Source organism: Bradyrhizobium xenonodulans (genome assembly GCF_027594865.1).
GTDB classification, from domain to species: Bacteria; Pseudomonadota; Alphaproteobacteria; order Rhizobiales; family Xanthobacteraceae; genus Bradyrhizobium; species Bradyrhizobium xenonodulans.
The window spans coordinates 7415165-7441664 of record NZ_CP089391.1 but is presented as its reverse complement, the minus strand read 5'-3'; the positions used below and the strand labels follow the sequence as shown (position 1 = coordinate 7441664).

The window sequence follows — 26500 nt, the reverse complement described above, 5'->3', positions numbered from 1 at the left end:
ATCCGAGCATTTGGATTGAGAGCCGGGATGGTTGCAGGAGCATACCAGGCACCAGCCCATCCCAATCCAAAACCTCCAGCCAATGCGACCGCGACGAGCCAAATAGTGGATTTTGAATGACCGCTTGGCGCCAATAGCGCCAGGACCTCATCTCGATTGGAGGGCGAGAAATCCGATCGACCGAGCGTGACGGGCCACGTCGCGACCTCGCCACTACCCTGATCCGCGACCGTCTCGATTACTTCCAAGGTATTGGCATGGTGCAATTGCATGCTCGGGTCCCTTGTGGTCCCCAATGATCATGCCGGGAACTAAACCAACCCTTAACGACCGATGCACCTCAGCACGAATAGGACAGCAGTTGATCGCGCAGAAAGCCCAAGGAGTGATGTCCGGCGGCCGCCGCGACTCGACCACATGACGGTCGGGCTGTGTTTTGCAACCGTGAGCGGCTGGACCGGATTTGCATTCGGACCCGTGGCTCACGCCAGGAGCACAATGAATCCATGGCCCCGCCAGATTTGAGCCGCATGGCCGCCTATGTCGGTACGAAGGGTCATGCCGGGCGGGGCGCAACACCGGGAGTTTTCGATGTCCGGTTATTTGCGAATGTGCTTCGTCAGTTTGGTTCTTGTTGAAACTCTTTCGACGGGCCCTGCGTCTTCCAATCCTCTTGCGAATATCTTCAATACTGCAGCACCCCAGCCTACGGTGACCTCTCCGCCACAAGCGGAATGCTTGGGACGCCCCGGCAACTCGACCCCCGATAGTCAGCATTGGGTCTACCGAATGGACGGGCACCACAAATGCTGGTTCCTGACCGAGGGTATGGCGAAGGTGAAGAAGACCGTTCGTCCGCGCGCGGCGAAAGATAACACCGCCAGTCTGGACGAGAACGGAACCACGCGGCCCAGGCAGAGCGGGGTCGTTGATGCGCGCGCGGAGTTGCTGCGCTCTGCACCGGCCGAGCCGTCTCAGCCGCCTTACCCCGAAGTCAAGGTAGCTGATGCTACCTCCGATCTCGATACGGGCACCACTCCGATGTCGGCGGCCCCCATCGCTGGGCACGACCGCTGGCCCACGCACTCCGTGCCGAGCCAAGTCGATGTTGAGCAACCTCTCGCGGCCGCGCCGGCCAACGATGTGGTGACTTCGTCCGAACCTCCGACTATCCCGATCGGCGTGCTTGTGCTCACTGCAGAGGCTCGTAACGAGGCGCGGAGCCGGACGGCAGCTTGGCTTGGCGTATTACTGATGATGCTAGGGATGATCTTCATCTTAAGCTCGAGCCGCTCGCTTCGGCACCCGATGAGATTGCGCCACTGAAGCGTACTCCCCAGGTTTACCTGATCCGTCGTCGCGCGGTCGATGAGGTCTAGCGCGCTGGTATAGCCGAATTGCCACACGTACAAAGGTTCCGCGGGCATTCATTGAGTTTGACGCCGCCTTTAGACGGACGTTTGATCACGATGATGGTCCCCCTTTGGGATGGGACTGCATCATGCACTACAAAGTGTTCGTGGGGGACAGCAGCCGGCACGTGATTTGCGCCGCAACTCGACTGCATTGACGAGCAGGCGGCGAGACGTCGAGCCGAACAAATGTCTGGCGAGCACGACCTTGAGCTTTGGGAAGGTGATCGCCTCATTGCTGTATTTCGAGGTGAAACGTCGAACGAACAATCGAGGCGACCGCTCCGTCCTACATAAACGGCCGGTCTCACCGCCGGGTAGTTCGAACATTAGCCATGCCGGTCTAATGCCGACAAGTCGCGTCGAAGCTCAATGAGCTAAAGCCGCAGCCGCCAGATGCTCCCGGTACTCTGCCTCTGCGGGCAGTTTCCAATGCTGCTTACTAGGGTCTTGTTGCGCGTTTAAGCGCATCTTCCCACCATGGCGCCCGTGTCCAGGAGCGTGCGGAAGGCAACGCATTCATGCGCAGCTCGGAAGCAAGCGTCCCAATGTCGGAATCCGAACCGACCGAGCGCGAGCACTCTTCTCTAATTGGTGGTTGCTGAGAACCGAACCATATTGGCGATCAGCCCGGCGCAGAGGCCCGGCTTGTTCGTCGCGCTCAGTGCTGCGTCCCGTTCAATTCTCTCAGTAAGGCATGTAGGAAGTCGCTGGCATGATCGTATTCGACGCGGCCATCGGCAACCGCGCGAGCGCGCGGACATAGGACATTGCCAACAGTCTCGGGATCGAGTGTGTTGACGCGCTCAGACCACAGCTCAAGTAGACCGTCAGGTATGTCGTCGCTGGATCTGAACAGCTTCGTGAGGCAATGCTCGCCGTCGTGCCTCTGATCGTGGTGCGCTTTGGCAGCATAAAAGGCGAACAGACCGCGGAATGCTTCGCGGGAAACAGCGATCCTGGCCATTACTTCCCCCAAATCATTGAAGTGTCGCTACATTCTAGCAATCTAAGAAAGTAACCTAAAATAACACAAGGCCGGCTCGGGAAAAATATGAAAGTGAGTCAGCAAAGTTGCCGCAAGGTGGTAGCTCGCCCATTCGCGTAGATGGAAAGTCGGAGTTAGCGGGGCACTTCCCTTTCTGGGACGGCGCTTGAGAAACTCCGTCATCCCCGCTGATAGCGTGCCTCTAGGAGTGAGTGAGCTCTGAAGCGAGATCGCTGGTGCAATCCGGTGCTGGTATGGCTCGGTACGTGTCCTTTCGATAGACGACCTCGGCCTCCGAAAATCCCGCGTCCGCTTCCCGCTGTGGCAGCGCCCCTTCGCGCGGCATGGGCGGAGTTAGCGATGAGTATAGCGCAGGGGGTGGCGCGGCATAGGCGTCGGGCGCTTGCGGGGTTGGCCGCTGACCTGTGCCTAGGCGCCTTTTTTCCGCCCAGCACGAGTTTCAGTTGGCTACCCGCTGCGATCTTGACCGGCGTTTCCGACTCGAATGCGAACGGACGCTCGCCCCACTCGTACTCACTCGGGCTTGGGGATCCGGCCCTTGCCGGCGCATTTCGTGCAGCGACCCGGATAGATCTTGCGGCCGGGCTCCGGCTCTCGGACGGGCAACGATCCCGAGCCGTCGCAGGCGTCGCATTTGATTTCGGCGCGGCTGCCCTTGACCATGCCTCGGCGGATTGCGGAGAAGATCGAGGCTGCTAACGCCGTTCGGGTGGGCGCTAGGGCGCGCGCCTCCGGATACCGGCGGTTTGCTCCTGGCATCGTACCGCCCGGCGGGCTCGAGCAGCCGTTTCCTCGTGAAGGGTCCGCCCGCTCCGGCAGATCGCGCGCACGCTGCGCGAAGCCCTGTAAAACTCTTCCACGACGCCACCCCGCAACATCACTGAAAGCTCGATTTCAGTACGACGACGAACGCGCGTCAAATCGGAAGCCGCACGTCTGCTCTTTTGCTGGGCGACTATTTGAGCGACTCACAGATCCATTCGGTGGCGCTGGCGTTGAGAATGGCGACGATCCAGCAGTTTAATGTCGGCGCGCCCATCATCGCGCTGGATGACATCGTCACCTCCTACGATGCCGATCATCGGCGCACTATCGCCGGGCTCATCGGGACAATGTTCGGTGGCAGCCAAATCCTGATTACCACGACGAGCGGTTTTTCAACTATTTGAAGGACCAGCTCGAGGCGAAGGCGTGGCACTTCACTCGGATCATTGGCCTCGATCCAGCCTACGGGCCGCGTTTTCGCTGACGACAAAGTGAGCGACGAGATGATCGAGGCGCGTTGGGCTGCGGGCCAGTCGGCGGCCAACGAGATGCGCCAAGCCGAGGAGGAATGGCTTCCCGGCATCTGTCGGGATTTCGTGGTCAGCGTGCGGATCCGGTCGCTGGAGAGGCCCTATTCTTTCGAACGCAGCGAGTTGGCCTCGACGCTTGCCGGCCTGCTCAAGGATGCCAAGCTCGCGCCTGCGCTGGTGCCCGGCGTCAACAATCGCTTCCTCGACAGCTTGGTGAAGGGCGTGATCGAGAATTTTGGCAGCCGCTTCCAGGACGGACCTTATGGCGACGGCTCGATAGGCGACGAGAAGGCGCGCTGGGAAGAGTTCAAGACTTTCCGCAGCCAGTTCGCCTGCAAGAAGTGCAGCCGGACGAAGTTCCAGCGGCCCTTTACTCTCAAAAAGCCGGTATGCGCGGATGATAGTTGCGAGGCGCAGTTCGAGTTTGCGGTAGGGGGGCTGAATGGCAGGGCGTTCAAAACCCGTCGAGCTGGCGACGCGCAGCTTCGAAAAGCAAAGCGACGCCACGGCTTTCTTCAAGGCCATGCTTAACCGCTACCGGCGCGGTGAGCGGGTGAGTGACGCGGATGGCCTCGACGTTGCGGCCCTTCTCGAGCGCGACACTGAATATGTCGCCAAGGTGGGCTGTGGCGTAAGCCATTTCCAAGTCATGATGACCGAGCATGGGACGTAATGCTTCCGGATCATCCGCACGGATGGCAGCGCCACGGATTTCTCCTATCCACACTGCATCTCCCAGAGACCGCCCAGCCGTAAGCAGGCGGTCGCCCAAGCGCTTCGACGTACGGTGCGCTTCGATCTTTACAAGGCCCGCGATAATTTCTTCGCTACCCACAGCGGTTCTGACGGCTTGGTTTCCTGTGCCGTTACGGGCGAACGTATCGCACGGAACGAAGCGCAGATGGATCACCGTCCTCCAGATCGCGACCCTTAAAAGGTCTCCGCTGAGGGCACCAAGGCCTCTATCGCTGTGGCGCAGATTGCTCCGACCCCCGGAATGGTCATTAAACGTGAAGCGACCTCGTCCCGTCTGGCGCGCATGCGTAGTCCTTTCTCCAGTTCTGCTATTTGCTCCGACAGGGCCTCCACATGCTTCAAGAGATTCTGGCAAAGGGTCCGGGCAGACGTCATATCCTGTCCGGCCCCATAGCAGCCAACACAATGGGGTGCTTTCCGTGCCGCTCTCGGAAAGCACCGCTCGGAGCGGAACGAACGCGATGGCGATCGTCGGTCCGCGCCGATCAGCTCCGGCCGTAAACTTCGGCACCGCCGCCGCGCGCAGGGCCGGCGGTAGGATCGACGCCTTCAGGAAGATCGACGACGAGCGAATGGGTCGTCAGGATCAGCTTGGCCACCGACACCGCATTCTCGAGAGCGGCGCAGGTCACCTTGACTGGATCAATGACGCCGGCTTCGAACATGTCGGTAAATCTGCCGCTCCTGGCATCGAAGCCCGTGCCGGGTTGCTCGGCGACGACCCGTGTCACGATCAGAGCGCCATCCTGTCCGGCATTGCCGGCGATGATCGCCAATGGGCGCTTGATCGCGTCGCGGACCAGCATCGCACCAGCTTGTGCGCCATCAACCTCCTGATCCACTAATGGATCGAGCCGCGCTGCGACCTGCGCGAGGGCAGTACCGCCACCGGCCACCACACCTTCGTCACGGGCAGCCCGGGCTGCGTTAAGGCCATCTTCGAGGAGTTGCGCCGTGCGTTTTTGCTCGACCGGCGTGGCGCCGCCTGCGAGCAGGAGTGCCGTCCCGCGGGTGAGCTTTGCAAGGCGATCGGCCAGCTTGTCGCGCTGGATATTCTGCGGTGCCTCGTCCCACAGCTTCTGGACCAGTTGCCGCCGCCCGTCGATGGCCGCCTTGTCGCCATTGCCGCCCAGGATCACGGTCGCGGATGCGGATACCCTCGCGCGCGTCGCATTGCCCAGATCGGCGATCGTCACCTCCTCGATCCGGGCACCCAGGTCGCGCGCGATCACCCGGCCACCCGTCATGATCGCGAGATCCTCCATCATCGCCTTGCGCCAATGGCCGAATTCCGGCGGATTGATCGCGACGACGGTGCCACGTCCCTGAAGCCGAGCCTGCATCACCGCCGCGATGACCTCAGGCGCGATCTCGTCCGCTACCAGCAGCAGCTGACGCCCGCTTTCCTTGAGCTGGTCGAGGATATGCAAGATCGGCTCGGCCGATGGCACTTTGTGGTCGGTCAGCAGGATCGCCGGATTGTCGAGTTCGGCGGCCAGGCTTGAACTGTCGGTCGCCATATGGTGCGATACGAATCCGCGATCGAGCACGAGCCCTTCGTCTACCTCCAGCCGCGTCGGTGAGCCCGGCAACGCATATTCGACATGGACGACGCCTTCGATGCCGACCCGCTCGAGCGCTTCCGCTATAAGCTCTCCCAGTGACGTCTCGGTGGCCGCGACGCTTGCAACCATGCGCAATTCGCCCTGACGCAGCGGCCGAGAGCCCTCTCGCAGTGCTTTGGTGACCAGATCGCGGGCGTGGTCCATGCCGGCGATAACGTCGACCGCCTTGTGCTCGTGCTCGACCAGTTTCACGCCATCCTGCACCAGCGCATTGGCGAGCGCTGTCGCGGTCGTGGTGCCGTCACCGGCGATCTCATTGGTCTGGGCGGACACCTCGCGAACAACCTGCGCGCCCAGATTCTCGAACCGGCAGGGTAACTCGATCTCGGCCGCGATGCTGACACCATCGCGCGACACCAACGGCGTCCCGATCGGGCGATCCATGATGACGTTGGTTCCCTTGGGGCCGAGCGTACCGACGACAGCGCGGGCAAGCTGGTCCACGCCGCGTGCAAGCGCCGCCCTAGCTTCAGCATCGTAAAGCATGATCTTGGCCATCTATCGTCTCCTGTGCGCCGCCATCCGTTGGGCGGAGCCTTGTCATTCCGGTCTGGCTTGGGGGATCGCCACGCGCCGGCGGAGCGGCCGCCGGCGCGTGATCGTGTCATTCGTATTGGAGCGCCTCGTCCATGTCCCCGAAGAGGATCACGGTGTTCTCGTCGATCATCACCATCCGGCCGTAATGGGTGGCGGTGGAAATCTCGAAGATGTGCGGTGTCATCTCGCGGCCGAGCGCCTCGCTGATCTCGGCCATGTCGAAGACGATCTTACCCTCGCCGTCCACACGGATCATCGCCGGCAGGTAGGTGACCTTGACTCCTGGACGCTGTTCCATGATCTCTGCGATGCAGCGTGCCTCGACGCTGTCGTTCATCGTCACCCCGCATTGATGCGAAATGGTGCGTTCCTGGGTGATGTCCTTGAGCGGCGTGAAGAGCTGCTGCTCGGTGGTAACGGCCATGGTGTCGGTTCCTTTCGTGGCGCGATTATTCGACGGGCTCGGCGACCTGCAGCTCCGGCATCGGAATTTGCGTCGAGAAGACGCCGATCTCCGACACGATCGCCTGTAGGCGGTTGATCGCCGACGCATAAGATTCGGCGAACTGCGCGGATTTCACCCGCGGCTGTGACCAGATGGGTTGCAGATCGAGCGCCGCCTGGGTCGCGATCGGCGAATATTTGTCGAACCAGTCCTGCATCAGGCGCCGATTGTCCTCACCATGCGCGGGATCGCGCACGAGGGTCGCAAACAGCTCAACCGTATTGGCAAGGTTGCGCTCGTAATCCGCTTCCGCCGCTGAGATGACGACGGGCGACGAATAGTCGCTCTGTGCCGCCGCGACCTGCATGACGAAACCGGAGCGGAACAACTCGCCTACCAGTGGCTCGAATAGCACGTTGACGATGAAATACTGCTCCAGGAAATCCTCGGCGCCGCGTGCAGATTCCACGAGTTCGCGAGCCTTCTGCCAGATCGAGTTCTCCAGCCAATTTCGCTTGCCGGCGTCGACGTCGAAGCCTTCGATGTCGAGCGCGATCTCGGCGAGATAGAGCGTTAGATCCTGCGCCAGCCGCAGCTTGTAGGACGAGTTGGTCAGGATCGCGTTGTTGACCATTTGGGTATAGCCGTAGCGCTGCGCGCGCATCAGCGCGGTGCCCAGGCCATATTCGGCATGCTTGAAGGCACCCAGATGATCTTGCAGTATTTTCACCCACGCCTTGTCGAAGCGCCTCGGTGCGCCGGCGCGCCGCGCGTTGTCGATTACGTTCTTGATCATGCCGCAGATGGTCGACTGGCGTTGATAGTGCGTCCGTTCCCATTCCTGGTCGGGCGCGCGATAGAGGTGCCAGTCGCTGCTCTTCAGCGCGGTCCACTCCTTCGAGTATGTCGGCGTGCCGTCCCCGAAGGAAATGATCCAATTCTGGAGGAGGTAGCGTTCGGGGTCCGGCTGGACGTCAACGGTGACGTCCTCGTAATGCGTCGCCCGACGCCCCTTCGGCTCGAAATAATTATAGGCTCGGCTATCCGATCCCGGAAAGGTCTTGGCGCCCGCCGCTGCGGACCTCTGCTCCTGCTCCATCGCTCGTCCAGACATCGTCTTCTCCCTCTCTCTCTTGGGCATTCGGCCTCATGCTTGGGTGGCTTGCGTGAACTTGTCGAAATACATCCTGGCCGGGTCGATATCGGCCATTTGCAGGATCGGCAGTGCGGCATCGATCATCGGCGGTGGACCGCAGCTATAGGCGTCCGCCTCCTCGATATTCTCCATGTCGAGCAGGTGGCGGCGCAGCACGTCGTGGATGAATCCGGTTTCGCCGTTCCACTCCGAATCCGCTTCGACATGTGACAAGGCGGGAATGAACTTGAAGTCGGGCATCCGCGCTTCAAGGTCGGCGAAGACGTCGAGCGCGAACAGATCCTGCGTTGTCCGGGCGCCGTAGAAGAAGCGAACCGGGCGCGTCTCGCCGCTTGCCGCCTGGTCGAGCAGGATCGACAGCAACGGTGCCATGCCAGATCCGCTGCCGACCAGGATCATCGGCCCGTCGCGCTGCTCGCGACGGAAGCAAGAGCCATAAGGCCCCTTCACCGTGATCGGATCACCGATCTTCGTCTCGCCGATCGCGGTCGAGAAGGCACCGCCGGGATACCGCTTGATGATGAACGCCAGGCGATCGGGCTCACTCGGTGGATTGCCCATCGAATAGGAGCGCGTGATCTCCGCGCCATGGAGCGTCAGGTCCGCAAACTGTCCGGCCCAGAACTTCATCGGTTCGTCTAGGTCGATCGCGATGCGAACGATGTCGTGCGTCAGCGGCTCGACGCTCGCCAGCTTTCCGTTGAACGCCTTGACTGCGATCGAGCGCGACAGCAGGTCCTCGTCATAGTTGAGCAGCTCGACCTCGACGTCGCTATAGACGAGCGTCCGGCACAGCAGGACCTGACCGGTTTCCTTCTCCGGGTCGGAGAGCGCGAAGGTCGAATATTTGAGCATCTCCACATCCCCTTCGTTGAGGATGCATTTGCAGGCGGAGCACTGCCCTTCCTTGCAGCCGTGCGGCAGAGCGACGCCCTGGCGGAAGGCTGCGTCGAGGACGGTCTCACCTTCCTCCACTTCCATCTCGACCCCTACCGGCTCGAGGCGCACCTTGTGCACCGCCGGCCTGCGCTGAGGCATTTCCTGTCCCATGATCATTCTCCGTGAGGCAGTCGCAGCGGATGCCGGGGGAGGCGGCGACACCACCTCCCCGGCCGCCGGTGGGGGTCAGATCCGGCGGATCTTGAAACCCTTGCGATAGTCCTCGACATGTTTGGCCCGCGCCTCGGGCTTCAGTTCGCGCAGCGCGAGCAGCGGGCTGCGGATGGTGTGGCCTCGGACATGGTCAAGCGTCCACATGTCCTTCTCCTCGAACGACATGTGCGGCTGAGCGATTAGCGTCTTGCCGTCAGGACGCACGAAGCCCATGTCAACGATGGCGTCGGCGACATCCCAGCCGTCATAGACCTCTTCCCACTGGCGGCGGCCCGAGAAGCGGCCCATCGCCGGGGTCGGACGGCCCTGATATTCGGCGGCGAACGCTTCCTTGTGGGTCCAACGGTCGACCTCGCTGGCATAGGTGAACAGCTCGCCGTCCACCTCGTCGACGCAGAAGTCCTCGCGGACGACGCATGGCACCAGGCTCGACCAGCAGCGATGCGGATAAACGTAGCCGGTGTCGGCGAAGGTGATGATCTCGCTGCCGGGTTTGGAGAGTTTCTCGTAATTCTCCCACCAGGCGCCGAACTCGTCGTACCAGCCCGGATACTTGGCCTCGAACCATTCGAAGTCGCGCTCGGTCTGCGCCTCGATTCGCCAGAAATTCGCCCACCAGCCGGCCGAGATGGCCTGCGCGACCTTGTGGACATAGCCCTTCTTGACGATCGAATCGAACGCCTCATGGACGTCGTCGTGGTGGATCTTGATGCCGTATTGTTCGAGCGGCAGCATATAAGTGCGATAATAGTCCTCGAAGATCCAGCGGTGCCACAGCTCCGCGTAGCTCTCCTTATTCTTGTCGCGATTCTTGGTGCCATATTCGATGATCGTACCGATCATCGCGTCAACGAACATGTGGTTCTGCCAGAAGGAATAACGAATATCGCGTTCCAACAGCAGATGATTATCTGGCTCCTTCAGGACCGACATCAGCATCGAATGGCCGTTGCCGATATGGCGGCTTTCGTCGCTTTGGACCGAGAGGAACACGGTCGGCAACGCGTAGTCGCCGTTGCGTGCGGCCTCCGACGGCATCGCCACAAACAGCGTGTTGGTGAACGCCGTCTCGGCGGCGACTTGGAGATAGATATTCGATGCGGTGATCGCATCACCGGTCAGGAAGGCCTCGCCAAACTGCCGCCCGATCGTCGTCGCAGCGCATTTGCCGAACGCCTTCTCAGTGATGTCGAACCCGGCCGGATCGATATAATTCTCCATGTACCACTTCTTGAGGTTCATCTGGATGGTCGAGTGCCGGAACTCGTCCACCATCTGCATCGTGAAGCCGGTGCGCAGATGATCGCCGGGGGCGAGCTGCCCGAGCGGCGCCATTGCTCGGGCGGCCGAGATCTCGGGGAAGGGGATGATCGCCAGGAACAGCTTCATCCATTCAATCCAGCGCGGCTCGACGTTGCGGAACATGTCGCCGCGCAAGGCTGCGTCGAGCGCGCCATAGACGCGATTGTCCTTCTCTTCCTGCATGGGGAAATAGGAACGCAGCACCTGCTTCATCGGGTCGCGCGGCGACTTGCTGATCTTGTAGTCGGTCGGGAACGCCATCGCGTCCTGCACATAGGACGGCGTCCAGCCCAGGTCGGCGATGAGGCGCGTCGCCTCCCCGATACTGATGCCCTTCTGGCTTGTGATCTTGTTGAGTGTGAGTGCCTCAGTCATCGCTCATCTCCTTTCCCTGGCGCGGCGGGGCTTTTTGCGGTTTGGCTGTGACGACATGGCCCGATCATCAGGCACGGCCACCGCTTGAGTCCGCTCAGCAACATACGTGCCAAGGGGAGAAGTGCTGGATTTCTTGGAATAGGCGGAGCGGGGCGCGTCATCAATGCGACACGGCGCGCAACACTATTGTCCCGTCGGTCCGGAAGCTGAGCGCGGTCTACGGTCAGGCGCAGAAATGAGTAGTGGGGGGTGGATGGTTCCAGATGAAGGCGTTCACCGCTCGCCAATGCTTCTGCGCCAGAGAGCGCTCCACGCCGCCGGGACCGGAATAGCCGCTGCGGTAACGCGCAGCCATCTCGCCATTTGTTGCTGATCGACGGATCTGAAACCTCCGGGCTCGACGGCAATACCCATTGCCATATCGCGTCGTTCACCTGGTCTCGCGGGGGCGCATGACCCCGATCGATACAAAGGTATATCAAAGCGGTTCGTGGCGTTGAGTCTCGCTGCGATAAATGTGCCTGAGACCCCAGCACGACGCTCAAATTCGGCGTTAGACGGAACCTTTCAGCGGATTTCACCACAACGATTGTGTCAAGTTGCGCCGTACGCTTAGCAGTTTCAACGGCGGACCTCCTACATGGAAAGTCAGCATCTGAGCGAGTTGGGGATTGCAGCTTATCGAGTTGACATCCTGCGATTGGCCGGCGGAACCGACTAACCGAAATAGTTCCTTGAATTCCGCCAACGCGGAACAATTTAAGGATGGGAGCTCCTGGATCCGATGGCGCCGAAGTTGCCCGAGCGAACAAAGCGGCTCGCAAAAAGGGACGGAGGTCAGGGTGTACTCAGGCAATTCGCGTGGGAGATCAGATCTATCAATGTGTGTCTGGACGACCTTCGCTGCTTCCAGGCGAATGCGCTCGGTATCACTGGACCGCAAATGATGATTTTGATGGCTCTGACCGACTTGGAACGCGATGAAGGCGTTCCGGTCAATGTCGTTGCAAAATTGATGAAGATCGGCTCGTCCTTCATCACGAAACATTCGAAGGAGCTTGAGAACAAACGATTCCTGCGGCGCACTCCAGGCGCGAAGGATGCCCGTTTCGTACATTTGTCTCTAACAGAGAACGCTCGCAAACGTCTTGCGAGCATCGCGGCCCAGCAGGAAGAGCTCGATCAGTTTGTTTTTGACTATCTTGGTATTCAGGAATTCGCGAGATTGGCTGGCTGCCTTAGGGGAGTTAGGCATAGGTTAGAAAAAGCTCGCCTGCACGCTGAACTAAAATCTTGAGATGAACTGAGTCATCAGGATGGCGATCTCGCTTCCTGAAGCGATTCCCGTCTCCAGCGTCGTTGGAGAGGGAAGCATTGCGGAGGAGGGTTCGATCGCGGAGCGCGTCGGCCTGTATCCACTCGACCACTTTCGCGCATTCCAGTCACTCGGTGACGTCGGCACGAGCGAAGAGGACATCACCGCACGGATTTCGTCGCGCCCGCAATTGTCAAGGAGCGTCTGCGCCTTGCCCTCGCGGCGCGAACATCTCATTTGAACTGCGATTTGCTTTCCTTGAGCAATCGCGCGTCGCGCGATCCGAAATCCAGAACCTGGGCCGCCTTACTGAGTAACGACAGGCTGGATGGAGGCGTTTTGGATGCTTGAGGCGCAAGGATATATCGCAATTTCGGTCATCTATTTGGTCGTCGCCTGGGTTCATTGGCGGTCTTCAAACAAAGCTCACGTCCCGACCGGCCAATCAACAGCGAACGAATCGAATGAGCAGGGAGCCAGAAAATGAACAAGGAGACCCTGATCATCTGCGCGAGTTACGCCGCCATCTCACTGATCTACTTCGCGATGGCGATTGCTCATGCGCTGGGCATTTAGAAGAAGCGGGCGAGTGAGAGTGCACTCGCCGGCTTGATTGCTGGCTCTCAGGGCCGGATTTTGTCAGTATTGGTTGGCAATGGCGAGCACCGAACGCTGCCCATATAGCCGAGTTTCTCGAGGTCGATGGACAAGCTAACGTCGCGATTCAATCTTGGCATCTCGATTGCCTTCGATGTGGATGGCATGGCATGAGCCAAAGACAATGTCCGATCCTTCATTCCAGAGGCTTGAGTCTCTTGGATTGCCAGAGGGGAGAACATGATCTGTCCTTCCCGATCGGCAAAGGAAGCCCGCGCAGTCTTGATCTGTAAGGCGATCTCGGAAATCTCATTTTGCCTGTTCTTTAGCTCTGCTGTGACGTCCCTTTGCTGCCTCACAACCGAGCCGACGACATCTGCTAGCGATTCTGAGCGCGCAGGCTTAAGGGACTGGTTGATCCAGTGCATCTCGGCAACTTCAGCTCGCAACTGGAGCGAGAATACGGTCATCGTAATCGTACTCACAATGAGAGCGAAGCCAGCTATTCCAAACCCTAGGCGCAAGCACCATCGCGTCGTGAATAAGCGCGCAATCGAGTCTGCAGCAGCGCCGAACCGCCCATGCGAGTGGAGTTCTCCCCGAGGCTTCGGATCGCCCTGAGACTTTCCCGTCAGCTCGCGCAAGGCCTGCGGCATTTCGGGGCGCAGTCCCGCGGCTCGCAGTTCCTCTCGAATGACGGCGTCCGGATAATCGAGAACATCGGTATGATCTTCCGGCGGGTTCGCGTCGAGGCGAGCCAAGATCGTTTCGATAAGCGATTTATCCATGTTTACTCCTCCAGATTAGCGATCTTGGTGCCAGACGGCGACTTGCGCTTGAGGCGCAAGTCGTTCCCTCCAAGCTCCAGAATGATGCGGCGCAAACTCTTCTTGAGCGCGTCCACTTTTTGAGGAGAAACACTCATGGCCTCGGCTATTTCACGCGAGGTTCTCAGTCCTGTGAGCATATGCATCGCCACTTGGTTGGCCCCTGGGTCCTGTCGTTCGATGAGTTGCGAAAGACTCGTGATCGACAGCGCGTCGTCTTGAGTGGGACGCGCGGGGAAGCGGATCACCGCTTCATCATCGAAATCGAACAACCTTGCGCCTGGTGATCTCATCTGATCGCTGCGAATGCTTCGCATGATGCCGACGAGATAGACGAAGAGTTCGTATTTTTTTAAATCAACCGTCCTGGTTGTGAAGCTCCGCGTAATGGCTTCTTGCGCAAGTTGTTCGGCTTCGTGCCGCCTGTTCGCTCGGCCGACACTCATCCGATAGGCGACAGCGAGGACTCTTGGATAGAGGTCGTCCCAATCGATGTCGTCCACCCAGTCCGGTCGTTTTTGCATCCTTCACCGCCTTGATCGAGGCATTCTAATGCTCGCCGCCGATCGGGTTGGCGAACAGCTGAATCTCATTGGGGTAGGCGAGCCTGCGGCAGGTTTTCATCCCACTCGATCAAATAAATTCAACAACATAAAATCTTTGCAAAAACAGCGGCCTGTTCTTTTGGCATGAGACTTCCGGCGCAACGGGCCGGCGATCTGCAAGCTCGGCTTCAAGGTGTTCAGCTATGGGCTCTTCACGAAGCGCACCGTCAAGGAGACGCTCGGGACGATCAATCAGCCGATCGTCATCGGCGTGTTGCCGTCCAGCCGGGCGACATCGTCAGCGCGGATGATGACGGCGTGATGGTCGTGCCGACGGCGACCAGGGCCGCGGTCGTGAAAATCGCAGCCGCACGTGACGAGAAGGAAGCGGGAGTCATGAAGGCACTCCTGGACGGCGATAGTCTCGAGCTTTCCGGGATGAAACGGGTGCTTTCCGCCAACAATTGCACTCGGGACTGACGCCGGGCGCCGCTTTTCGCGCCGACAGCACCGGCAAGCGAGAATTGGCGGTGATGAAGGCGATCACACGGTTTCCTCCGGTGGCAAGAGCATCGTGCATATCCTGCATCACCTGATCGGCTTCGTTTCGCAAAATTCGCCGGCCACGTCATCCTGTTGGATGGCGAGCGTGCTGTCGAAAGCGAGCGAGACGGAAAGCCGTCCCCGCTCTCCTACTGAGCGGGGGCAGGAACTGTCTGGATCAGATCATCCAGCAGACCAGGTTCACTGCGGAAGACCAAACTTGATGCATGGGATCGGAGGCAACGAAGGGCGCTTCAGTTCCATGAGTTACGGTCTTGGAAAATGCAGGCCGCTACGGGCGCAGCCGGAAGATCGGCCGAGCGCCAGGGCCTGGTAACCTGGCCGATTGCCAAAGGGTGAATGGCGCTTCGGGTCTTCCCACCAGCCCCGCAGGTAGCGCCGTGAAAGGGGACCAAGGCCCAGCTCGTTTCCATCAGCCTTCCCGGGGGGCCACCAGGGAACAGAGGGCATTGGCTCTCCCGGCCAGCAAAAGACTCGTTTACGATTCATTGGCGATCCGAAAGATACGGAAACATATCAGATTGACAAGTCTGTCATGATCTGTGCACGTATCATTTAGCTCATTAATGATCTGAAAACGTATCATGTCTTCTACATCGGATCCGCTCCTCAAGGACCTTGGCTTGCGCTTTCGCAAGGCGCGCTTGGCCGCTCGCTTGTCGCAGCAACAAATCGCCCAGCGGGCCAATATCAGCAGGCCTCGCTATCGGGACATCGAAACGGGGGCTGCCGCCGCCCGTGCAACCACGCTTGTCAACGTCGCACGCGCACTTGGCATGGAGATGATGCTGGTCCCCCAGGCGATGGTGCCCGCTGTTCAGTCGATGCTCCAGCCTGCGGATAGTGATGATGATCGTCCTGCGTTCACGTCGGATGTCGAAGACGAGGAAGGATCATGAGCGCGACACCCCACGCCGCGGAGCGTATCCAGTCGCTCGATATCTCGTTGAACAATCTTCCGGTCGGCACCCTCGTCCGGACGCCGGGCGACTACAACGCGTTCAACCTCTTGCCTTCTTATCGGAGCTTGAACAACCCGCCGATCTTCAGCCTGTCGCTTCGATCGATCGATGGCGGCCTTCGCAGGGACCCGAAACCGATCCGCGGCGCACTTCCACCGTTCTTTGCAAACCTTTTGCCCGAAGAGAAGCTGCGCGAGGCGATGGAAAAGCACCACGCGGCGTCAGTCAGGCCGGGCAACGATTTCGATCTGCTCACAGCTCTGGGAACCAATCTGCCCGGCGCGGTGCGCGCGCTGCCAAGTGACGGCATCCCCGTTCCCATTGGTCCGGAAGCGGAGGGCAACAAGAAGGCGCGCTTTTCGCTCGCCGGCGTGCAGATGAAACTGTCGGTCATGAAAAACACGGGAAAGGAAGGCGGGATCACGCTCGCGGTGGACGATGAACAAGGGCAATACATCGCGAAATTTCCCTCCCTCACGCACATCGGCCTATCGGAGAACGAATTCGCAATCCTCGCCCTTGCGGAAGCGCTGGGGATGGACGTGCCCGCCCGTGAACTCGTCGACAGATCAGAGTTTGCCGGCATCCCGGAAGAATTCAACACCATGTCCACGGGCAAGGTTCTGCTTGTCCGCCGTTTCGACCGCGAGGCTAGCGGCGCGCGCGTGCAGATGGAGGATTTCGCGCAAGTGTTTGGCCGATATCCGTCCGAGAAATACACCGGCGCAGCCTATCACAACATTGCGGCAGCGCTGAACAGCGGCGTCTCCTTCGATGCAGCTATCGAATTTGTGCGACGCCTCGCCCTCACAGCGCTCACCGGCAACGGTGACATGCATCTGAAGAACTGGTCGCTGCTGTATCCCGGAGATGGCCGGACACCAACACTGTCGCCTGTCTATGACGTGCTTTCAACGATTCCTTACATCCCAAAGGACGGCATGGCGCTCAGCCTTGCCGGCGAAAAGTCGTTCAAGGCGCTGACCCAGGAGCGCTGGCGCAATTTTGCAAACCGCAGCCGTCTTCCGGAAGGGGCCGTGGTGACAGCAGTCGCTGAGACTGCGGCGGTTGCGCGCGACAAGTGGTCGGCTCTTCCGGAACGCGATGTTGTGCCTGCGCAGGTCCTCGAGCGGATCGATGCGCATGTCGATGAAATGGCAGCCATCCTCGACCTTTAAGGTCGGCAGGTCTTGAAGCGCACATCCCCCGATCCTGCCATCGCATAAGGGATGTTGCCGAATGCGCTCGCTCACAGATTTTCCAGCCAGGCTTCCGGGCATCATGCCAATCAAGAGGCGACGGCTCGTTCTCGAAGGCGATCTTCTTTCTGCGGCTGAAGGCGCCGACATTCGCCCGCGCATCAGCTCTTTCCCGATCTCGTCACCGAGGTCGGCCCCGATGCGGCTGCGACAATCCTCGTCGCAACGAAGCGAGAAAATGCCGCGTCGATCGACAGGGAGCCGCGCATCCGATTGACGGCGATAAGAACACCGCGATCCGACCAGCGAGCCGGGTGGAGACCGGCACTCGCGGCGTGCCCGGCAGCGGAAGTCGGCCGGTCCAGTGCGGAACGGCCGTATGCAGAAACCCGCCGAGCATCGCCGCGAGGCAGCCGAACCGCATTTCTTCGAAGGGTCTCCAGCAAATACGCCAGCCACAGTGGGATCACCGCGCCGGCATAGATTAACCCCAGCAGGAAGAACGCGGAAGCTGTAGGACGTCGCGGGACCCCGGTCGTTGTAAAGGCGCGGGACCGACATACGGGGCTTCCCCTACTTGGAGTGGGGGCTTGACGGCTTCCATTTTCTCAAACAGCGTCGCAAACATCTGCTTTGGCCTTGCCGGCCTGCGGCACCGCATTGGCCTGCTTGATGTTTGTCGGCGTGCCGACCACGATCATCGCCACGTGACTATGGCGTAATGCGGCAGCCACTTCACGCCATAGGCGCCGGCCTGATCGGATTTCACACTCATGTCTTCGCCATTCTTGCCGACGAAGGAAGCCGCGCCGTCCGGCAGCATGCCCTGATGCTTGCGGCATTGTGTCCCCTGTCGGCGGCAACGAATTTGACGGTGTCGCCGGGTTCGATTTTCACCGGCGCCGGCTCGAACACCATGAGGCCGCCATCTGAATCTTTGTTCAGCATCTTGACCTCGATTTCGGCCGCAGCAGCGAAGCTCGTCACGGTCAGCATCGCTGCGGCATCCAGAAGCAGCGCATTGTGCATTGTGATCTCCTGTCGTCTCGCGTTGACGGAGTTCGACGATATCCAGGATGTCAAAGTGACCGAGGAGCATGGATGGAGGGGGCTAACCAAGGCCAGTCCTTGCCGGCATTAATTCGCTGCGCCCCCTTGAAACCTTTTCCGGCCTTCTTAGTCTTTTCGGCGTCGCCACCGGGGCGATCGGGATGCTCTCGGGGTCCCGCGAATGAGTCGGGCGCCGGACGATGTCCGGAGCCTGCTCGTACCCATCTTGCTCCAGGGAGGATTTGGCGATGAGGTATGATTGGACTCCCCTCGGGAGGTCCGCCATCGGCTTCGACCGCCTTTTCGACGTTCTCGACGAGGTCCAGCGGACCGCCGAAGAGAGCTATCCCCCTTACAACATCGTACGTCTCGACGAGAACCGTTTCCAGATCTCGGTGGCGCTGGCCGGATTCACTCCGGACGAAGTCGCGTTGACGGCCGAGCAGAACGTCCTGACCCTCGAGGGCCGCAAGAGCGAGAAGGAAGAGAAGACCTACCTGCATCGCGGCATCTCGGCGCGCAATGTCAAGCGCCAGTTCACGCTCGCCGAGCATGTCGAGGTCAAGGGCGCGCGCTTCGAGAACGGTCTGCTCATCGTCGACCTGCAGCGGGAGATCCCCGAGGCGATGAAGCCACGCCGCATCGCGATCGACGGCATCGCTGCGAGCAACGTCACACAGATCGGATCCCGGTTCGCCTGATCGGTCTCGAAATCTGAAAAATCCGAAATTGCCGCCGCGAGGACCTGCGCGGCGGATGCTGCAACTCGTCCTGGATCAGGAGGCGACCATGCGGCCGACGACCGCGCCTGACGACAACATTGTCGATTTCAACTCTTTCCTTCATCCCGGCGCCCGTTCGAGCACCCGCGGGGTGTAGTCTCACGCCCAGGCCTCAGCTTTTCCGAGAAGCGCGCCATCCTGCCTTATGAAGCACCGGATGCGACCGCGATCGCGTCGTGCCCGCCGCTCAGGGCTCCCGAAGGGCTCAAGGCGCCGGTGACCATCGACGAGATCCTGGAAGCGCTCTGCGTGCTGGATGGCGGCCCGCGGCAATTGCATGCCGGCGTCGCTATCACTGTCCCGCGTTTGGGCGCCTTCTTCCATGACCGCTCGAAGCTGCCGTCCGATCCTCGCCAGCAAGACGCCGCCGGCGACATCTATTGGCATCGCGCAGGATAATGATCGACCCACATCGCCGGCGCCCCCTGATCAGACATTCCCGCCGCCGAAGCCAGGCGGCTCGGACTTCCACGACACCTCCAAGGGTGCGAGCTGGCTCAACATGATTGAGATCGAGATCGAACATCTTGCGGGGAAAATGCGTCTATCGCTGGATCGATGATCTAACCGATTGCGCCGCGCGATCACCGCTTGAGAACGGCCGAGGGATGCCGGGATGCTCCCGCATCAAATGGATGTTCGCTACTGACAAGGCCCGCGCCAAAATCGGTCGAAGCCGATCCCAGACCCTTCCAAAGAGTCATGATCGCTATGCAGAGGCACGCGTGCGGTCGGAGGCGGGTAGCGGCGCCTCCAAGCCGCTTATGTCCGAAAGCAAACGGACGGCTTGTCCGAAGCTCGCCAAGCTACCGCGAACGCGACATTGGGCGCGACAAGCCAGAGGCCATGAAGGCCGGTTTGGCGCTGGCCTCAATCCTGCAATCGCGAAGGCTGCGTGTGTAAAGCGGCGTCACAGCATCAGCAACGCAACGATTTTGGACTGCGGTCAGACCCTCTGCCCGTCGCAGGGTGAGCTTCGACGCATTTCCATCTCGGTGTGTCGCTGATGCATGCGCTGCGGCGACATGCGTGAAACAGATGTCGTACCCGGTCCACCGAAGGACGGGTGCAAATTTCTGTGCGTGATCAGCCTTCGTTCGATGATGACGCACATTATGGGGTGATGATGCGATTTGAAGTTCTTACCTGGGGTGCCGCAACAGCTGCGCTCGTTGCAAGCGGAGTGGTCAATTCAACAGATCTTAGGCCGTCAGCAAAAGTCCCGCCGAGACCGTGGAGCTGGAGCGGAGGATATATCGGCGGACACGTCGCCGGGGGCTACGGCCGGACGTCGTTCAGTGATCCCTATGGCCGGTCAATCTACGGGGACGTCGTTGATACGCCTGCATTCCTGGCCGGCGGCCAGATCGGCTACAACTGGCAGAGGGACCGCTGGGTGTTCGGCGTCGAACTGGAGGCGAGCCGTGCTGTCTCGGACGGCACAAACACCTGTCTTGCCTTCTCCAGCGTTGCTGTGATCGCAACCTGCAACGCGGGTCCAAGCGTCGTTGCCACGGCAACCGGTCGTGTGGGTTACGCTTTCGGCCCGCACGGCCACACGCTGGCCTACGTCAAAGGCGGCGCCGCTTGGCAAAACAATCGCGGTGCGATCGCCAATCACAATGAATTCCGGGACAGGAACTTTGCCGGCTTCCCGCGGCATACGACGCAGTTCGATGACGGTCGCTTCGGCGGGACTGTCGGCGTCGGCATCGAGCAGCAGCTCACACCCGCCTGGTCCGTCAAATTTGAGTACGACTATATGGGGTTTGCCGGCCCTCGCGTGGCGACCCCTCCAACCGTGCAGCGTCCGCCCCTTGCGATCATTCCTGCCAGCACCAGCAGTCTATCCAGCGATTATCACGTCGGTAAAGTCGGCTTGAATTATCACTTTGGCGTCGATCCGAGGGCGGAATGGGCCGATGCGCCGCTGCACCCCGCAACAGCGACCGCCGAAGCCAAGCCTGTTCTATCGACAGGCGACTGGTCGCTCGAAGGCGGCTCACGGGTCTGGCTCAGCCGGGGAGCTTTCCAGTGGGACTACACAATTCCGCCCCGGTTTCCAGGAGATGAGAGCGTTCCCAGTTCCAGGCTCACCTATCAGGGGCTCGACGGAGTGTCCGGCGAGTTGTTCGGACGCCTTGACAGCCCCTTTGGGATATTCCTGAAGGGCAATATCGGCCTCGGACGCTTCAACAAAGGAAAGATGAACGACGAGGATTCGAGCATCTTGAACCGTGCCTATTCCAACACGTTATCAGGTCAGGCGAACGGACGGTTCGTGTACTACACGGCGGACGCCGGCTACGATTTTCTGCGCGGCAGCACCTACAAGCTGGGCGCATTTATCGGATGGACCTCCTACGGCCAGAAGTCTGATTCGATAGGTTGCGTGCGGATCGCCTCGTCCTCGCCGGCCCGGGCATGCGCGGGGCAGCGGCAGATCATCGGCAGTCAAGACACCAATTGGAATGCGCCGCGCATCGGCCTCAGCGCCGAGGCTTTGGTGCTTGAACGCTGGCGCGTGAGCGCCGACGTAGCTTACCTGCCATGGACCGATTTCACTGGTCGCGACAACCATCTCCTCCGCCCAGCGACAACTTTCTACGATCAGCGCGGAGACGGTGGTGGAGGCCTTCAGGTGGAAGGGGTGCTTTCCTACTTTCTCACCAAGAATGTCAGCATCGGAGTTGGTGGCCGGTATTGGTCAATGTGGACCAGGAAGGACAGCGATGTGACCTACAACGCCAATTTAGAGAATACCCGCGTCCAAGGGCCTGCTCTTGCGAAATACCGCATGGAACGATGGGGTACGTTCATCCAGGCCTCCTACAAATTTGACTGACAAGCCAGGTGGCTCTGCACGGTGTTTTGACCGGTTGCGTGCGGCGGCGGTCAGATGTCGTGCGCGACAAGTGATCGCCCTTCCAGAACGCGATGTCGTTCTACGGGACCCTGATAGTTGCGCGAAGGCGCGCGACCGACATACGGGAGCTCTCCTACTTGGAGGGAGTCTTGGCGGCTTCCAGTTTCTCGAACAGCGTCGCAAACATCTGCTTGGCTTTGCCGACCTGCGGCACCGCCTTGGCCTGCTCGATGTTGGTCGGCGTGCCGACCACGATCATCGCCACCATGCCCAAGGCGTAATGCGGCACGCACTTCACGCCATAGACGCCGGCCTGATCGAATTTCACGCTCATGTCTTCGCCATTCTTGCCGACGAAGGGAGCCGCGCCGTCCGGCAGCATGCCCTTGATGCTCGCGGCATTGTGTCCCTTGTCGGAGGCAACGAATTTTACGGTGTCGCCGGGCGCGATTTTCACCAGCGCCGGCTCGAACACCATTACGCTGCCGTCAGAACCCTTGTTCAGCATCTTGATCTCGATTTCGGCCGCGGCAGCGAAGCTCGTCATCGTCAGCATCACTGCGGCGGCCAGAAGTAGCGCCTTGTGCATTGCAATTTCCTGTCGTGGCGAGTTGACGGGCCACTAACTAGAGCTGGAAGGCCGGTCGAGATTTGAGCTGACGCAATCTTTCCGAAGAATCTCCCTTTTGTGATCACTCTGGAGCTGCCGCGGAGAGAAAATGCCGGCAATCGACCGTTCGGTCGAGATCCCGTTGTTTTCCTGACTTTCACCTGGAGAACTCGAAACTTCGCGTCCGGCGCGCTCCGTCCGCTATGAGAAGGACACCGCTGTCGTCGAGCGGGGCCCGATGCGAAGTTGTTTCTCGTGCTGTTGCACGGCCATTTGCGCGTTGACAACACGGCGCCGTGCTGTCCGTCGGTAGCGCGGCAACGGCTGGCGGCGAAATTTGCGGTGCTTGCGGTGAATGCGCTACAGACCGTCGGCCGCCGGCTGCAGGACACTCAGACGCGGGTGCTGGAAATGTCGCGCGAGCCGGTCGAGCAGCGGGTTTCGCATGCTGTTACGCCTTTCCGAGCAGGTCGGCGGCAAGACCGACCCGGGGATCGATATCCTGCATCCGGTCAGCCAAATCCTCGGTGTATGGCGCAACGGGAGTTGGTTGAAGGCGGTCGCCAGTGGATCGTTCTGCGCAACCTCATGAGTCGTTCGGGCTTGCCGAGGCCAGCCGAGGCGGTTTCGGCCAACCTCAACGTAATTTGCGCGGGCTCGCGCAGCCGTTCCAGAAATTTCTCGAGATCGATCCCGTGTTCGCGGTAGGCCTCGTCGACCGCGTGGAAGGTCGCGATCAGGCCGCCGGCGAAATGCATGTTGAAATCGAGGGAGATTCGGATGCTCGAAGGCGAACGCTGTATGATTGTGTCGACAATCAGCTCGATGGTCGGGAACGCGATCTCTATCATGGTGCCGGTCTGCGCGTCTGGCGTTGCCGCCTGTTGTGTTAATGCAAGCAGCACGGCGATGACCGCTTCGCCGGATTGACGGACAACGGCTGGGCGTCGTTCTTGACCTGCGTCAATGCCCCGGCGGCAAGCGTTGCTAGTGTGCACTCTTTGTAGAAGTCTCGCCAAGGCGCTGGATGCGCGACCGTTGCATGCTCCTCAGGCGGGCGAGGGTACCCTGCGAGATGGAAGCAATGGACGAGCGAGCAATGTGGGAAGGGATTTCGACGGCCCCGTACGAGCGAGCGCTCGAGCTCGCTGTGATCGAAGGCAATCGCGTGCATCCGCTGATCTTCGCCTGCCGTCGCACTCCGAGCGGCTGGGTCAATGATACGACCCGTGAGCGGGTTGTCGTCCATCCGACGCACTGGCGTCCATGGCCTTCGAAAGACTAGTTTGCTCCAGCTCCCCTCTTGCCGAAGAGACGGCCAGTCGTGCTATGAGGCGATCACCGTCCCAGTCTCGCAAAGGCGCGTTCGTTTCTGCATCGGGCTACTGAATGACAGCACAAGGCCGATTTTGGCTTCGCTACGGGGCGGCGGCCGCTGCCGTCGCTGCCATATTTTGCATGCGCCTTGCCTTGCATCATTATTTCGAGGATCGGACCTTCACCGTGATCTATGTTCCGGTCGTGGTCTTTGCGGCATTTGCTGGCGGCCGCGGGCCTGCAATCTTCGCCACTCTGTTGTGTCTTGCGAGCGCCAGCTACTTCCTGGGACCGAGCCTTTACAGCAACCCGGCGAACCTGATCGATGTCTCGTTCTTCGCAGTCATGGGGCTCATCCTCGGCGTGATGGGCGACCGGCTGTTGCGGGAGACGGAAGACGCCCGATATCGGCAGGCGCAGCTCCAGTCGATCCTGGATACCGTCCCGGAAGCCATGGTTCTGATCGATGAGCGGGGCATCATGCGATCCTTCAGCGTCACAGCCGAGCACCTCTTCGGCTGGTCGGCCGCGGAGGCGATCGGAAAGAATGTCTCGATCCTCATGCCCGCGCCGTACCGGCAGGAGCACGATAGCTATCTCGATCGCTACCGCTCTACGGGCGAGCGTCGCATCATCGGGATCGGGCGGATCGTGGTCGGCGAGCGCAAGGATGGCTCGACGTTTCCGATGGAGCTCGCAGTGGGCGAGGCCAAGGCCGGCGCCGAGCGATACTTTACCGGCTTTGTCCGCGACCTGACCGAACGGAGAACCCAGGAGCGCCGGATGCAGGAATTGCAGTCCGAGCTGGTGCACGTGTCGCGGCTGACCGCCATGGGCGAGATGGCGTCCTCGCTCGCGCACGAACTCAATCAGCCATTGTCCGCGATCACAAGTTATCTGCGCGGTGCCGCGACCTTGCTGAAGGCAGGTGAGGTCGACAAGGAGCGCGTGCGCGAGGCCATGGACCGCAGCGCCGACCAGGCGTTGCGCGCCGGCGACATCATCAAGCGCCTGCGGGAGTTCGTCGCCAAAGGCGAGACCGAGCACACCATCGAGAACCCGGCGACGCTGCTCGAGGAGGCGGCGGCGCTGGCCCTGGTCGGCGCCAGGGAACAGGGGGTGCGCGTTTCGCTGCGCTGTGACCACAATCTTCCCGATATCGTCGTCGACAAGGTGCAGATTCAGCAAGTCGCGCTCAACCTCATCAGGAACGGCATCGAGGCGATGGAGACGAGTAGCCGGCGCGAGCTGACCATCGGTGTCATCCGCCAGAACAGGTTCGCATTCTTCTCCGTCACTGATACCGGCATGGGCATCGCGCCGGAGATCGACGAGAAGCTGTTTCAACCCTTCGTCACCAGCAAGGCAAACGGCATGGGTGTCGGTCTTTCAATCTGCCGAACCATCATCGAAGCACATGGCGGCCGCGTCGCGGCGCGCCCCAATGACGGCGGCGGCACAATGTTTGAGTTTACGCTGCCCTTCGCCGAAACGGAGGCGGGCGATGAACGATAAGACGGTCATTCACGTCATCGACGATGACGCTGCGATGCGGGATTCGCTGGCGTTCCTGCTCGACGTCAATGGATACAAGTCGCAGGTCTACGAGACGGCCGACGCTTTTCTGGCTGGCGCCTGCGCCGGGACGTTGAGCTGCGTCGTCTCCGATATTCGCATGCCGGGCATAAGCGGCATCGAGCTGGTGAGGAAGCTGAAACGCCAAGGAACATCCAGCGCGGTCATCCTGATCACGGGTCACGGCGACGTCGCGCTCGCCGTGGAGGCGATGAAGGCGGGTGCCGCGGATTTCATCGAAAAGCCGTTCGACGATGCCGCGCTGCTGGGGGCAATCCGCTCTGCGCTGGAGGCGCGGCCCGCGGCAGGAAGCGAGAGCTCGGCGAAGAAGGAGGCTGAAGCGCGGCTTGCCGATCTGTCACCGCGCGAGCGGGATGTCCTGCAGGGGCTTGTGGCAGGCAAAATCAATAAGGTCATTGCGCATGACCTCAGCATCAGTCCGCGCACCGTTGAGGTCTATCGTGCCAACCTCATGGCGAAGACGGGGGCGCGCAGCATGTCCGAACTGATGCGTCTCGCGCTCGCTGCGGGTCTGTGAGGGCTGGGCAACCACGCAATAGCTTCACAGAGATGCCGCTGAGTGCGCCCTGATCCGGGACCTTGCGACCGACAAGGCCAAGCGATCTGTTTGATCGGCTAGCGAGCCATCTGACGGGTCTTGCGGAACACGTTGAGATGGCGATGCTCGAACGGAACAACGGAACGGAAAAGTAGGGCCGTCTCAGTTGGCGGCCTCCGCCAGTGACACAGCGACATCATTCCGCTTTTCCATCAGCTGCAGCACGCGCTGCAATCTCCTCGGACCCTCATGATGTGGTGCAACATGATCTCGTCGATGGCCGTACCCATCATGTCACGTCGTGCGGCAGGATGCCGCTTGACTGGGAACAAAGCCTTCAATGCATCGGCTTTCGAGACGATCCCGCCTAGTGGCTCTGCACAGTGATTTTGACAGGTTGGGTCCGGCGGTCAGATTAGCTCCGGCAGGAGTTTCGGATCAATGAGGACCTCGATGCTGCGAGGCGTCCTTGGCTGCCGTCTGATGAGGCCGACGCGTTCCAGCGTCAGCACCATCTGGTGAACCGAAGGCGGGCTGACGCGGAAATATTCCTGCATGTCGGTCTCGGCCGGGGGCCTGCGATGCAGCCGGGTATAGAGGTGGATAAAAGCCAGATACTGCCCCTGCGTGGGCGTGAAGGGTTTTGACGAAGGACTCAAGCCGGCCATCCGATTCAGTTGTTCGTGCGTGCCTCGAACGAGATCGGC

General features: G+C 60.5%; 26 protein-coding genes. 12 read left to right on the top strand and 14 right to left on the bottom strand.

All coding sequences use genetic code 11. From position 1 onward, the window contains the following. Positions 1 to 591 precede the first annotated feature (591 nt). Positions 592 to 1326, top strand: coding sequence for a hypothetical protein (locus I3J27_RS35115; protein ID WP_270163394.1), 735 nt, complete (start codon positions 592 to 594; stop codon positions 1324 to 1326). A 747-nt stretch (positions 1327 to 2073) separates the two neighbouring features. Here I3J27_RS35115 and I3J27_RS35110 read toward each other — a convergent pair. After that, entirely contained in the window at positions 2074 to 2379 is a 306-nt protein-coding gene (locus tag I3J27_RS35110) for a hypothetical protein (RefSeq protein ID WP_270163393.1), read from the bottom strand. A 1043-nt stretch (positions 2380 to 3422) separates the two neighbouring features. Here I3J27_RS35110 and I3J27_RS35105 point away from each other — a divergent pair. The 3 genes from I3J27_RS35105 to I3J27_RS39300 all read left to right on the top strand — a co-directional run bounded on the left by I3J27_RS35105 (position 3423) and on the right by I3J27_RS39300 (position 4389). Then, positions 3423 to 3590 (top strand): hypothetical protein, encoded by a 168-nt coding sequence (locus I3J27_RS35105; RefSeq protein ID WP_270163392.1) that lies wholly within the window; start codon positions 3423 to 3425, stop codon positions 3588 to 3590. Between the two features lie 87 nt (positions 3591 to 3677). After that, on the top strand, positions 3678 to 4247 hold the full coding sequence (locus I3J27_RS35100; protein ID WP_270163391.1) for a hypothetical protein: 570 nt from the start codon (positions 3678 to 3680) through the stop codon (positions 4245 to 4247). Further along, a complete protein-coding gene (locus I3J27_RS39300; RefSeq protein WP_370691916.1) occupies positions 4159 to 4389 on the top strand; it encodes a DUF3223 domain-containing protein in 231 nt (76 codons plus the stop codon). The genes I3J27_RS35100 and I3J27_RS39300 overlap by 89 nt, the downstream gene beginning before the upstream one ends. Before the next feature lie 568 nt (positions 4390 to 4957). Here I3J27_RS39300 and groEL read toward each other — a convergent pair. The 5 genes from groEL to I3J27_RS35070 all read right to left on the bottom strand — a co-directional run bounded on the left by groEL (position 4958) and on the right by I3J27_RS35070 (position 11025). After that, positions 4958 to 6595, bottom strand: a complete 1638-nt coding sequence (gene groEL / locus I3J27_RS35090) for a chaperonin GroEL (RefSeq protein ID WP_270163389.1) — start codon at positions 6593 to 6595, stop codon at positions 4958 to 4960. A 106-nt stretch (positions 6596 to 6701) separates the two neighbouring features. Further along, complete coding sequence (locus I3J27_RS35085) at positions 6702 to 7058, bottom strand: MmoB/DmpM family protein (RefSeq protein WP_270163388.1); 357 nt, start codon at positions 7056 to 7058, stop codon at positions 6702 to 6704. A 25-nt stretch (positions 7059 to 7083) separates the two neighbouring features. Next, complete coding sequence (locus tag I3J27_RS35080) at positions 7084 to 8193, bottom strand: aromatic/alkene monooxygenase hydroxylase subunit beta (protein ID WP_270163387.1); 1110 nt, start codon at positions 8191 to 8193, stop codon at positions 7084 to 7086. A gap of 33 nt (positions 8194 to 8226) precedes the next feature. Continuing rightward, complete coding sequence (locus I3J27_RS35075; RefSeq protein WP_270163386.1) at positions 8227 to 9285, bottom strand: NADH:ubiquinone reductase (Na(+)-transporting) subunit F; 1059 nt, start codon at positions 9283 to 9285, stop codon at positions 8227 to 8229. A gap of 75 nt (positions 9286 to 9360) precedes the next feature. Further along, the gene (locus I3J27_RS35070; RefSeq protein WP_270163385.1) at positions 9361 to 11025 is read right to left on the bottom strand and encodes a ferritin family protein; all 1665 of its coding nucleotides are present in this window, start codon (positions 11023 to 11025) and stop codon (positions 9361 to 9363) included. A gap of 943 nt (positions 11026 to 11968) precedes the next feature. Here I3J27_RS35070 and I3J27_RS35065 point away from each other — a divergent pair. Beyond that, complete coding sequence (locus I3J27_RS35065) at positions 11969 to 12322, top strand: MarR family winged helix-turn-helix transcriptional regulator (protein WP_270163384.1); 354 nt, start codon at positions 11969 to 11971, stop codon at positions 12320 to 12322. Positions 12323 to 12963: 641 nt separating this feature from the next. On the opposite strand, the gene I3J27_RS35060 is transcribed toward I3J27_RS35065, so the two are convergent. The 3 genes from I3J27_RS35060 to I3J27_RS35050 all read right to left on the bottom strand — a co-directional run bounded on the left by I3J27_RS35060 (position 12964) and on the right by I3J27_RS35050 (position 14707). Next, positions 12964 to 13725, bottom strand: coding sequence for a hypothetical protein (locus I3J27_RS35060; protein ID WP_270163383.1), 762 nt, complete (start codon positions 13723 to 13725; stop codon positions 12964 to 12966). A 2-nt stretch (positions 13726 to 13727) separates the two neighbouring features. Next, positions 13728 to 14288: an RNA polymerase sigma factor gene (locus I3J27_RS35055; protein ID WP_270163382.1), complete on the bottom strand. Its 561-nt coding sequence runs from the start codon at positions 14286 to 14288 to the stop codon at positions 13728 to 13730. A gap of 284 nt (positions 14289 to 14572) precedes the next feature. Next, the gene (locus I3J27_RS35050) at positions 14573 to 14707 is read right to left on the bottom strand and encodes a hypothetical protein (RefSeq protein ID WP_270163381.1); all 135 of its coding nucleotides are present in this window, start codon (positions 14705 to 14707) and stop codon (positions 14573 to 14575) included. 750 nt (positions 14708 to 15457) lie between these two features. Here I3J27_RS35050 and I3J27_RS35045 point away from each other — a divergent pair. Together I3J27_RS35045 and I3J27_RS35040 are read left to right on the top strand one after the other, a co-directional pair. Then, the gene (locus I3J27_RS35045) at positions 15458 to 15772 is read left to right on the top strand and encodes a helix-turn-helix domain-containing protein (RefSeq protein ID WP_270163380.1); all 315 of its coding nucleotides are present in this window, start codon (positions 15458 to 15460) and stop codon (positions 15770 to 15772) included. Continuing rightward, positions 15769 to 17013, top strand: a complete 1245-nt coding sequence (locus I3J27_RS35040) for a type II toxin-antitoxin system HipA family toxin (RefSeq protein ID WP_270163379.1) — start codon at positions 15769 to 15771, stop codon at positions 17011 to 17013. The genes I3J27_RS35045 and I3J27_RS35040 overlap by 4 nt, the downstream gene beginning before the upstream one ends. Positions 17014 to 17215: 202 nt before the next feature. Here I3J27_RS35040 and I3J27_RS35035 read toward each other — a convergent pair whose 3' ends face one another. Continuing rightward, positions 17216 to 17434, bottom strand: a complete 219-nt coding sequence (locus I3J27_RS35035; RefSeq protein ID WP_270172970.1) for an NnrS family protein — start codon at positions 17432 to 17434, stop codon at positions 17216 to 17218. Positions 17435 to 17805: 371 nt separating this feature from the next. After that, a complete protein-coding gene (locus I3J27_RS35030; protein ID WP_270163378.1) occupies positions 17806 to 18030 on the bottom strand; it encodes a plastocyanin/azurin family copper-binding protein in 225 nt (74 codons plus the stop codon). 302 nt (positions 18031 to 18332) lie between these two features. On the opposite strand from I3J27_RS35030, the gene I3J27_RS35025 reads away from it, so the two are divergent. The 3 genes from I3J27_RS35025 to I3J27_RS35015 all read left to right on the top strand — a co-directional run bounded on the left by I3J27_RS35025 (position 18333) and on the right by I3J27_RS35015 (position 21711). Next, entirely contained in the window at positions 18333 to 18785 is a 453-nt protein-coding gene (locus I3J27_RS35025; protein WP_270163377.1) for an Hsp20 family protein, read from the top strand. 297 nt (positions 18786 to 19082) lie between these two features. Next, positions 19083 to 19265 (top strand): hypothetical protein, encoded by a 183-nt coding sequence (locus tag I3J27_RS39140; RefSeq protein ID WP_306417044.1) that lies wholly within the window; start codon positions 19083 to 19085, stop codon positions 19263 to 19265. 667 nt (positions 19266 to 19932) lie between these two features. Beyond that, positions 19933 to 21711 carry an outer membrane protein gene (locus I3J27_RS35015; protein ID WP_270163376.1) on the top strand — a complete coding sequence of 593 codons (1779 nt, stop codon included), beginning with the start codon at positions 19933 to 19935 and terminating at the stop codon, positions 21709 to 21711. Positions 21712 to 21865: 154 nt separating this feature from the next. Here I3J27_RS35015 and I3J27_RS35010 read toward each other — a convergent pair whose 3' ends face one another. Then, a complete protein-coding gene (locus tag I3J27_RS35010; protein WP_270163375.1) occupies positions 21866 to 22321 on the bottom strand; it encodes a pseudoazurin in 456 nt (151 codons plus the stop codon). 533 nt (positions 22322 to 22854) lie between these two features. After that, a complete protein-coding gene (locus I3J27_RS35005) occupies positions 22855 to 23247 on the bottom strand; it encodes a hypothetical protein (RefSeq protein ID WP_270163374.1) in 393 nt (130 codons plus the stop codon). A 553-nt stretch (positions 23248 to 23800) separates the two neighbouring features. On the opposite strand from I3J27_RS35005, the gene I3J27_RS35000 reads away from it, so the two are divergent. Continuing rightward, complete coding sequence (locus I3J27_RS35000) at positions 23801 to 25174, top strand: PAS domain S-box protein (protein WP_270163373.1); 1374 nt, start codon at positions 23801 to 23803, stop codon at positions 25172 to 25174. Next, complete coding sequence (gene fixJ, locus I3J27_RS34995; RefSeq protein WP_270172969.1) at positions 25164 to 25772, top strand: response regulator FixJ; 609 nt, start codon at positions 25164 to 25166, stop codon at positions 25770 to 25772. The genes I3J27_RS35000 and fixJ overlap by 11 nt, the downstream gene beginning before the upstream one ends. 431 nt (positions 25773 to 26203) lie before the next feature. Here fixJ and I3J27_RS34990 read toward each other — a convergent pair whose 3' ends face one another. Next, positions 26204 to 26461 carry a LexA family protein gene (locus I3J27_RS34990; protein ID WP_270163372.1) on the bottom strand — a complete coding sequence of 86 codons (258 nt, stop codon included), beginning with the start codon at positions 26459 to 26461 and terminating at the stop codon, positions 26204 to 26206. Positions 26462 to 26500: the final 39 nt, after the last annotated feature.

What these genes read in the sequence shown, in the direction of transcription:
- I3J27_RS35115 (WP_270163394.1), top strand. Translation starts at nt 592, where the DNA reads ATGTCCGGTTATTTGCGAATGTGCTTCGTCAGTTTGGTTCTTGTTGAA.
- I3J27_RS35110 (WP_270163393.1), bottom strand. Translation starts at nt 2,379, where the DNA reads ATGGCCAGGATCGCTGTTTCCCGCGAAGCATTCCGCGGTCTGTTCGCC.
- I3J27_RS35105 (WP_270163392.1), top strand. Translation starts at nt 3,423, where the DNA reads ATGGCGACGATCCAGCAGTTTAATGTCGGCGCGCCCATCATCGCGCTG.
- I3J27_RS39300 (WP_370691916.1), top strand. Translation starts at nt 4,159, where the DNA reads ATGGCAGGGCGTTCAAAACCCGTCGAGCTGGCGACGCGCAGCTTCGAA.
- groEL (WP_270163389.1), bottom strand. Translation starts at nt 6,595, where the DNA reads ATGGCCAAGATCATGCTTTACGATGCTGAAGCTAGGGCGGCGCTTGCA.
- I3J27_RS35085 (WP_270163388.1), bottom strand. Translation starts at nt 7,058, where the DNA reads ATGGCCGTTACCACCGAGCAGCAGCTCTTCACGCCGCTCAAGGACATC.
- I3J27_RS35080 (WP_270163387.1), bottom strand. Translation starts at nt 8,193, where the DNA reads ATGTCTGGACGAGCGATGGAGCAGGAGCAGAGGTCCGCAGCGGCGGGC.
- I3J27_RS35075 (WP_270163386.1), bottom strand. Translation starts at nt 9,285, where the DNA reads ATGGGACAGGAAATGCCTCAGCGCAGGCCGGCGGTGCACAAGGTGCGC.
- I3J27_RS35070 (WP_270163385.1), bottom strand. Translation starts at nt 11,025, where the DNA reads ATGACTGAGGCACTCACACTCAACAAGATCACAAGCCAGAAGGGCATC.
- I3J27_RS35065 (WP_270163384.1), top strand. Translation starts at nt 11,969, where the DNA reads ATGATGATTTTGATGGCTCTGACCGACTTGGAACGCGATGAAGGCGTT.
- I3J27_RS35060 (WP_270163383.1), bottom strand. Translation starts at nt 13,725, where the DNA reads ATGGATAAATCGCTTATCGAAACGATCTTGGCTCGCCTCGACGCGAAC.
- I3J27_RS35055 (WP_270163382.1), bottom strand. Translation starts at nt 14,288, where the DNA reads ATGCAAAAACGACCGGACTGGGTGGACGACATCGATTGGGACGACCTC.
- I3J27_RS35050 (WP_270163381.1), bottom strand. Translation starts at nt 14,707, where the DNA reads ATGACTCCCGCTTCCTTCTCGTCACGTGCGGCTGCGATTTTCACGACC.
- I3J27_RS35045 (WP_270163380.1), top strand. Translation starts at nt 15,458, where the DNA reads ATGTCTTCTACATCGGATCCGCTCCTCAAGGACCTTGGCTTGCGCTTT.
- I3J27_RS35040 (WP_270163379.1), top strand. Translation starts at nt 15,769, where the DNA reads ATGAGCGCGACACCCCACGCCGCGGAGCGTATCCAGTCGCTCGATATC.
- I3J27_RS35035 (WP_270172970.1), bottom strand. Translation starts at nt 17,434, where the DNA reads ATGCTCGGCGGGTTTCTGCATACGGCCGTTCCGCACTGGACCGGCCGA.
- I3J27_RS35030 (WP_270163378.1), bottom strand. Translation starts at nt 18,030, where the DNA reads ATGCTGACCGTGACGAGCTTCGCTGCTGCGGCCGAAATCGAGGTCAAG.
- I3J27_RS35025 (WP_270163377.1), top strand. Translation starts at nt 18,333, where the DNA reads ATGAGGTATGATTGGACTCCCCTCGGGAGGTCCGCCATCGGCTTCGAC.
- I3J27_RS35010 (WP_270163375.1), bottom strand. Translation starts at nt 22,321, where the DNA reads ATGCACAAGGCGCTACTTCTGGCCGCCGCAGTGATGCTGACGATGACG.
- I3J27_RS35000 (WP_270163373.1), top strand. Translation starts at nt 23,801, where the DNA reads ATGCGCCTTGCCTTGCATCATTATTTCGAGGATCGGACCTTCACCGTG.
- fixJ (WP_270172969.1), top strand. Translation starts at nt 25,164, where the DNA reads ATGAACGATAAGACGGTCATTCACGTCATCGACGATGACGCTGCGATG.
- I3J27_RS34990 (WP_270163372.1), bottom strand. Translation starts at nt 26,461, where the DNA reads ATGGCCGGCTTGAGTCCTTCGTCAAAACCCTTCACGCCCACGCAGGGG.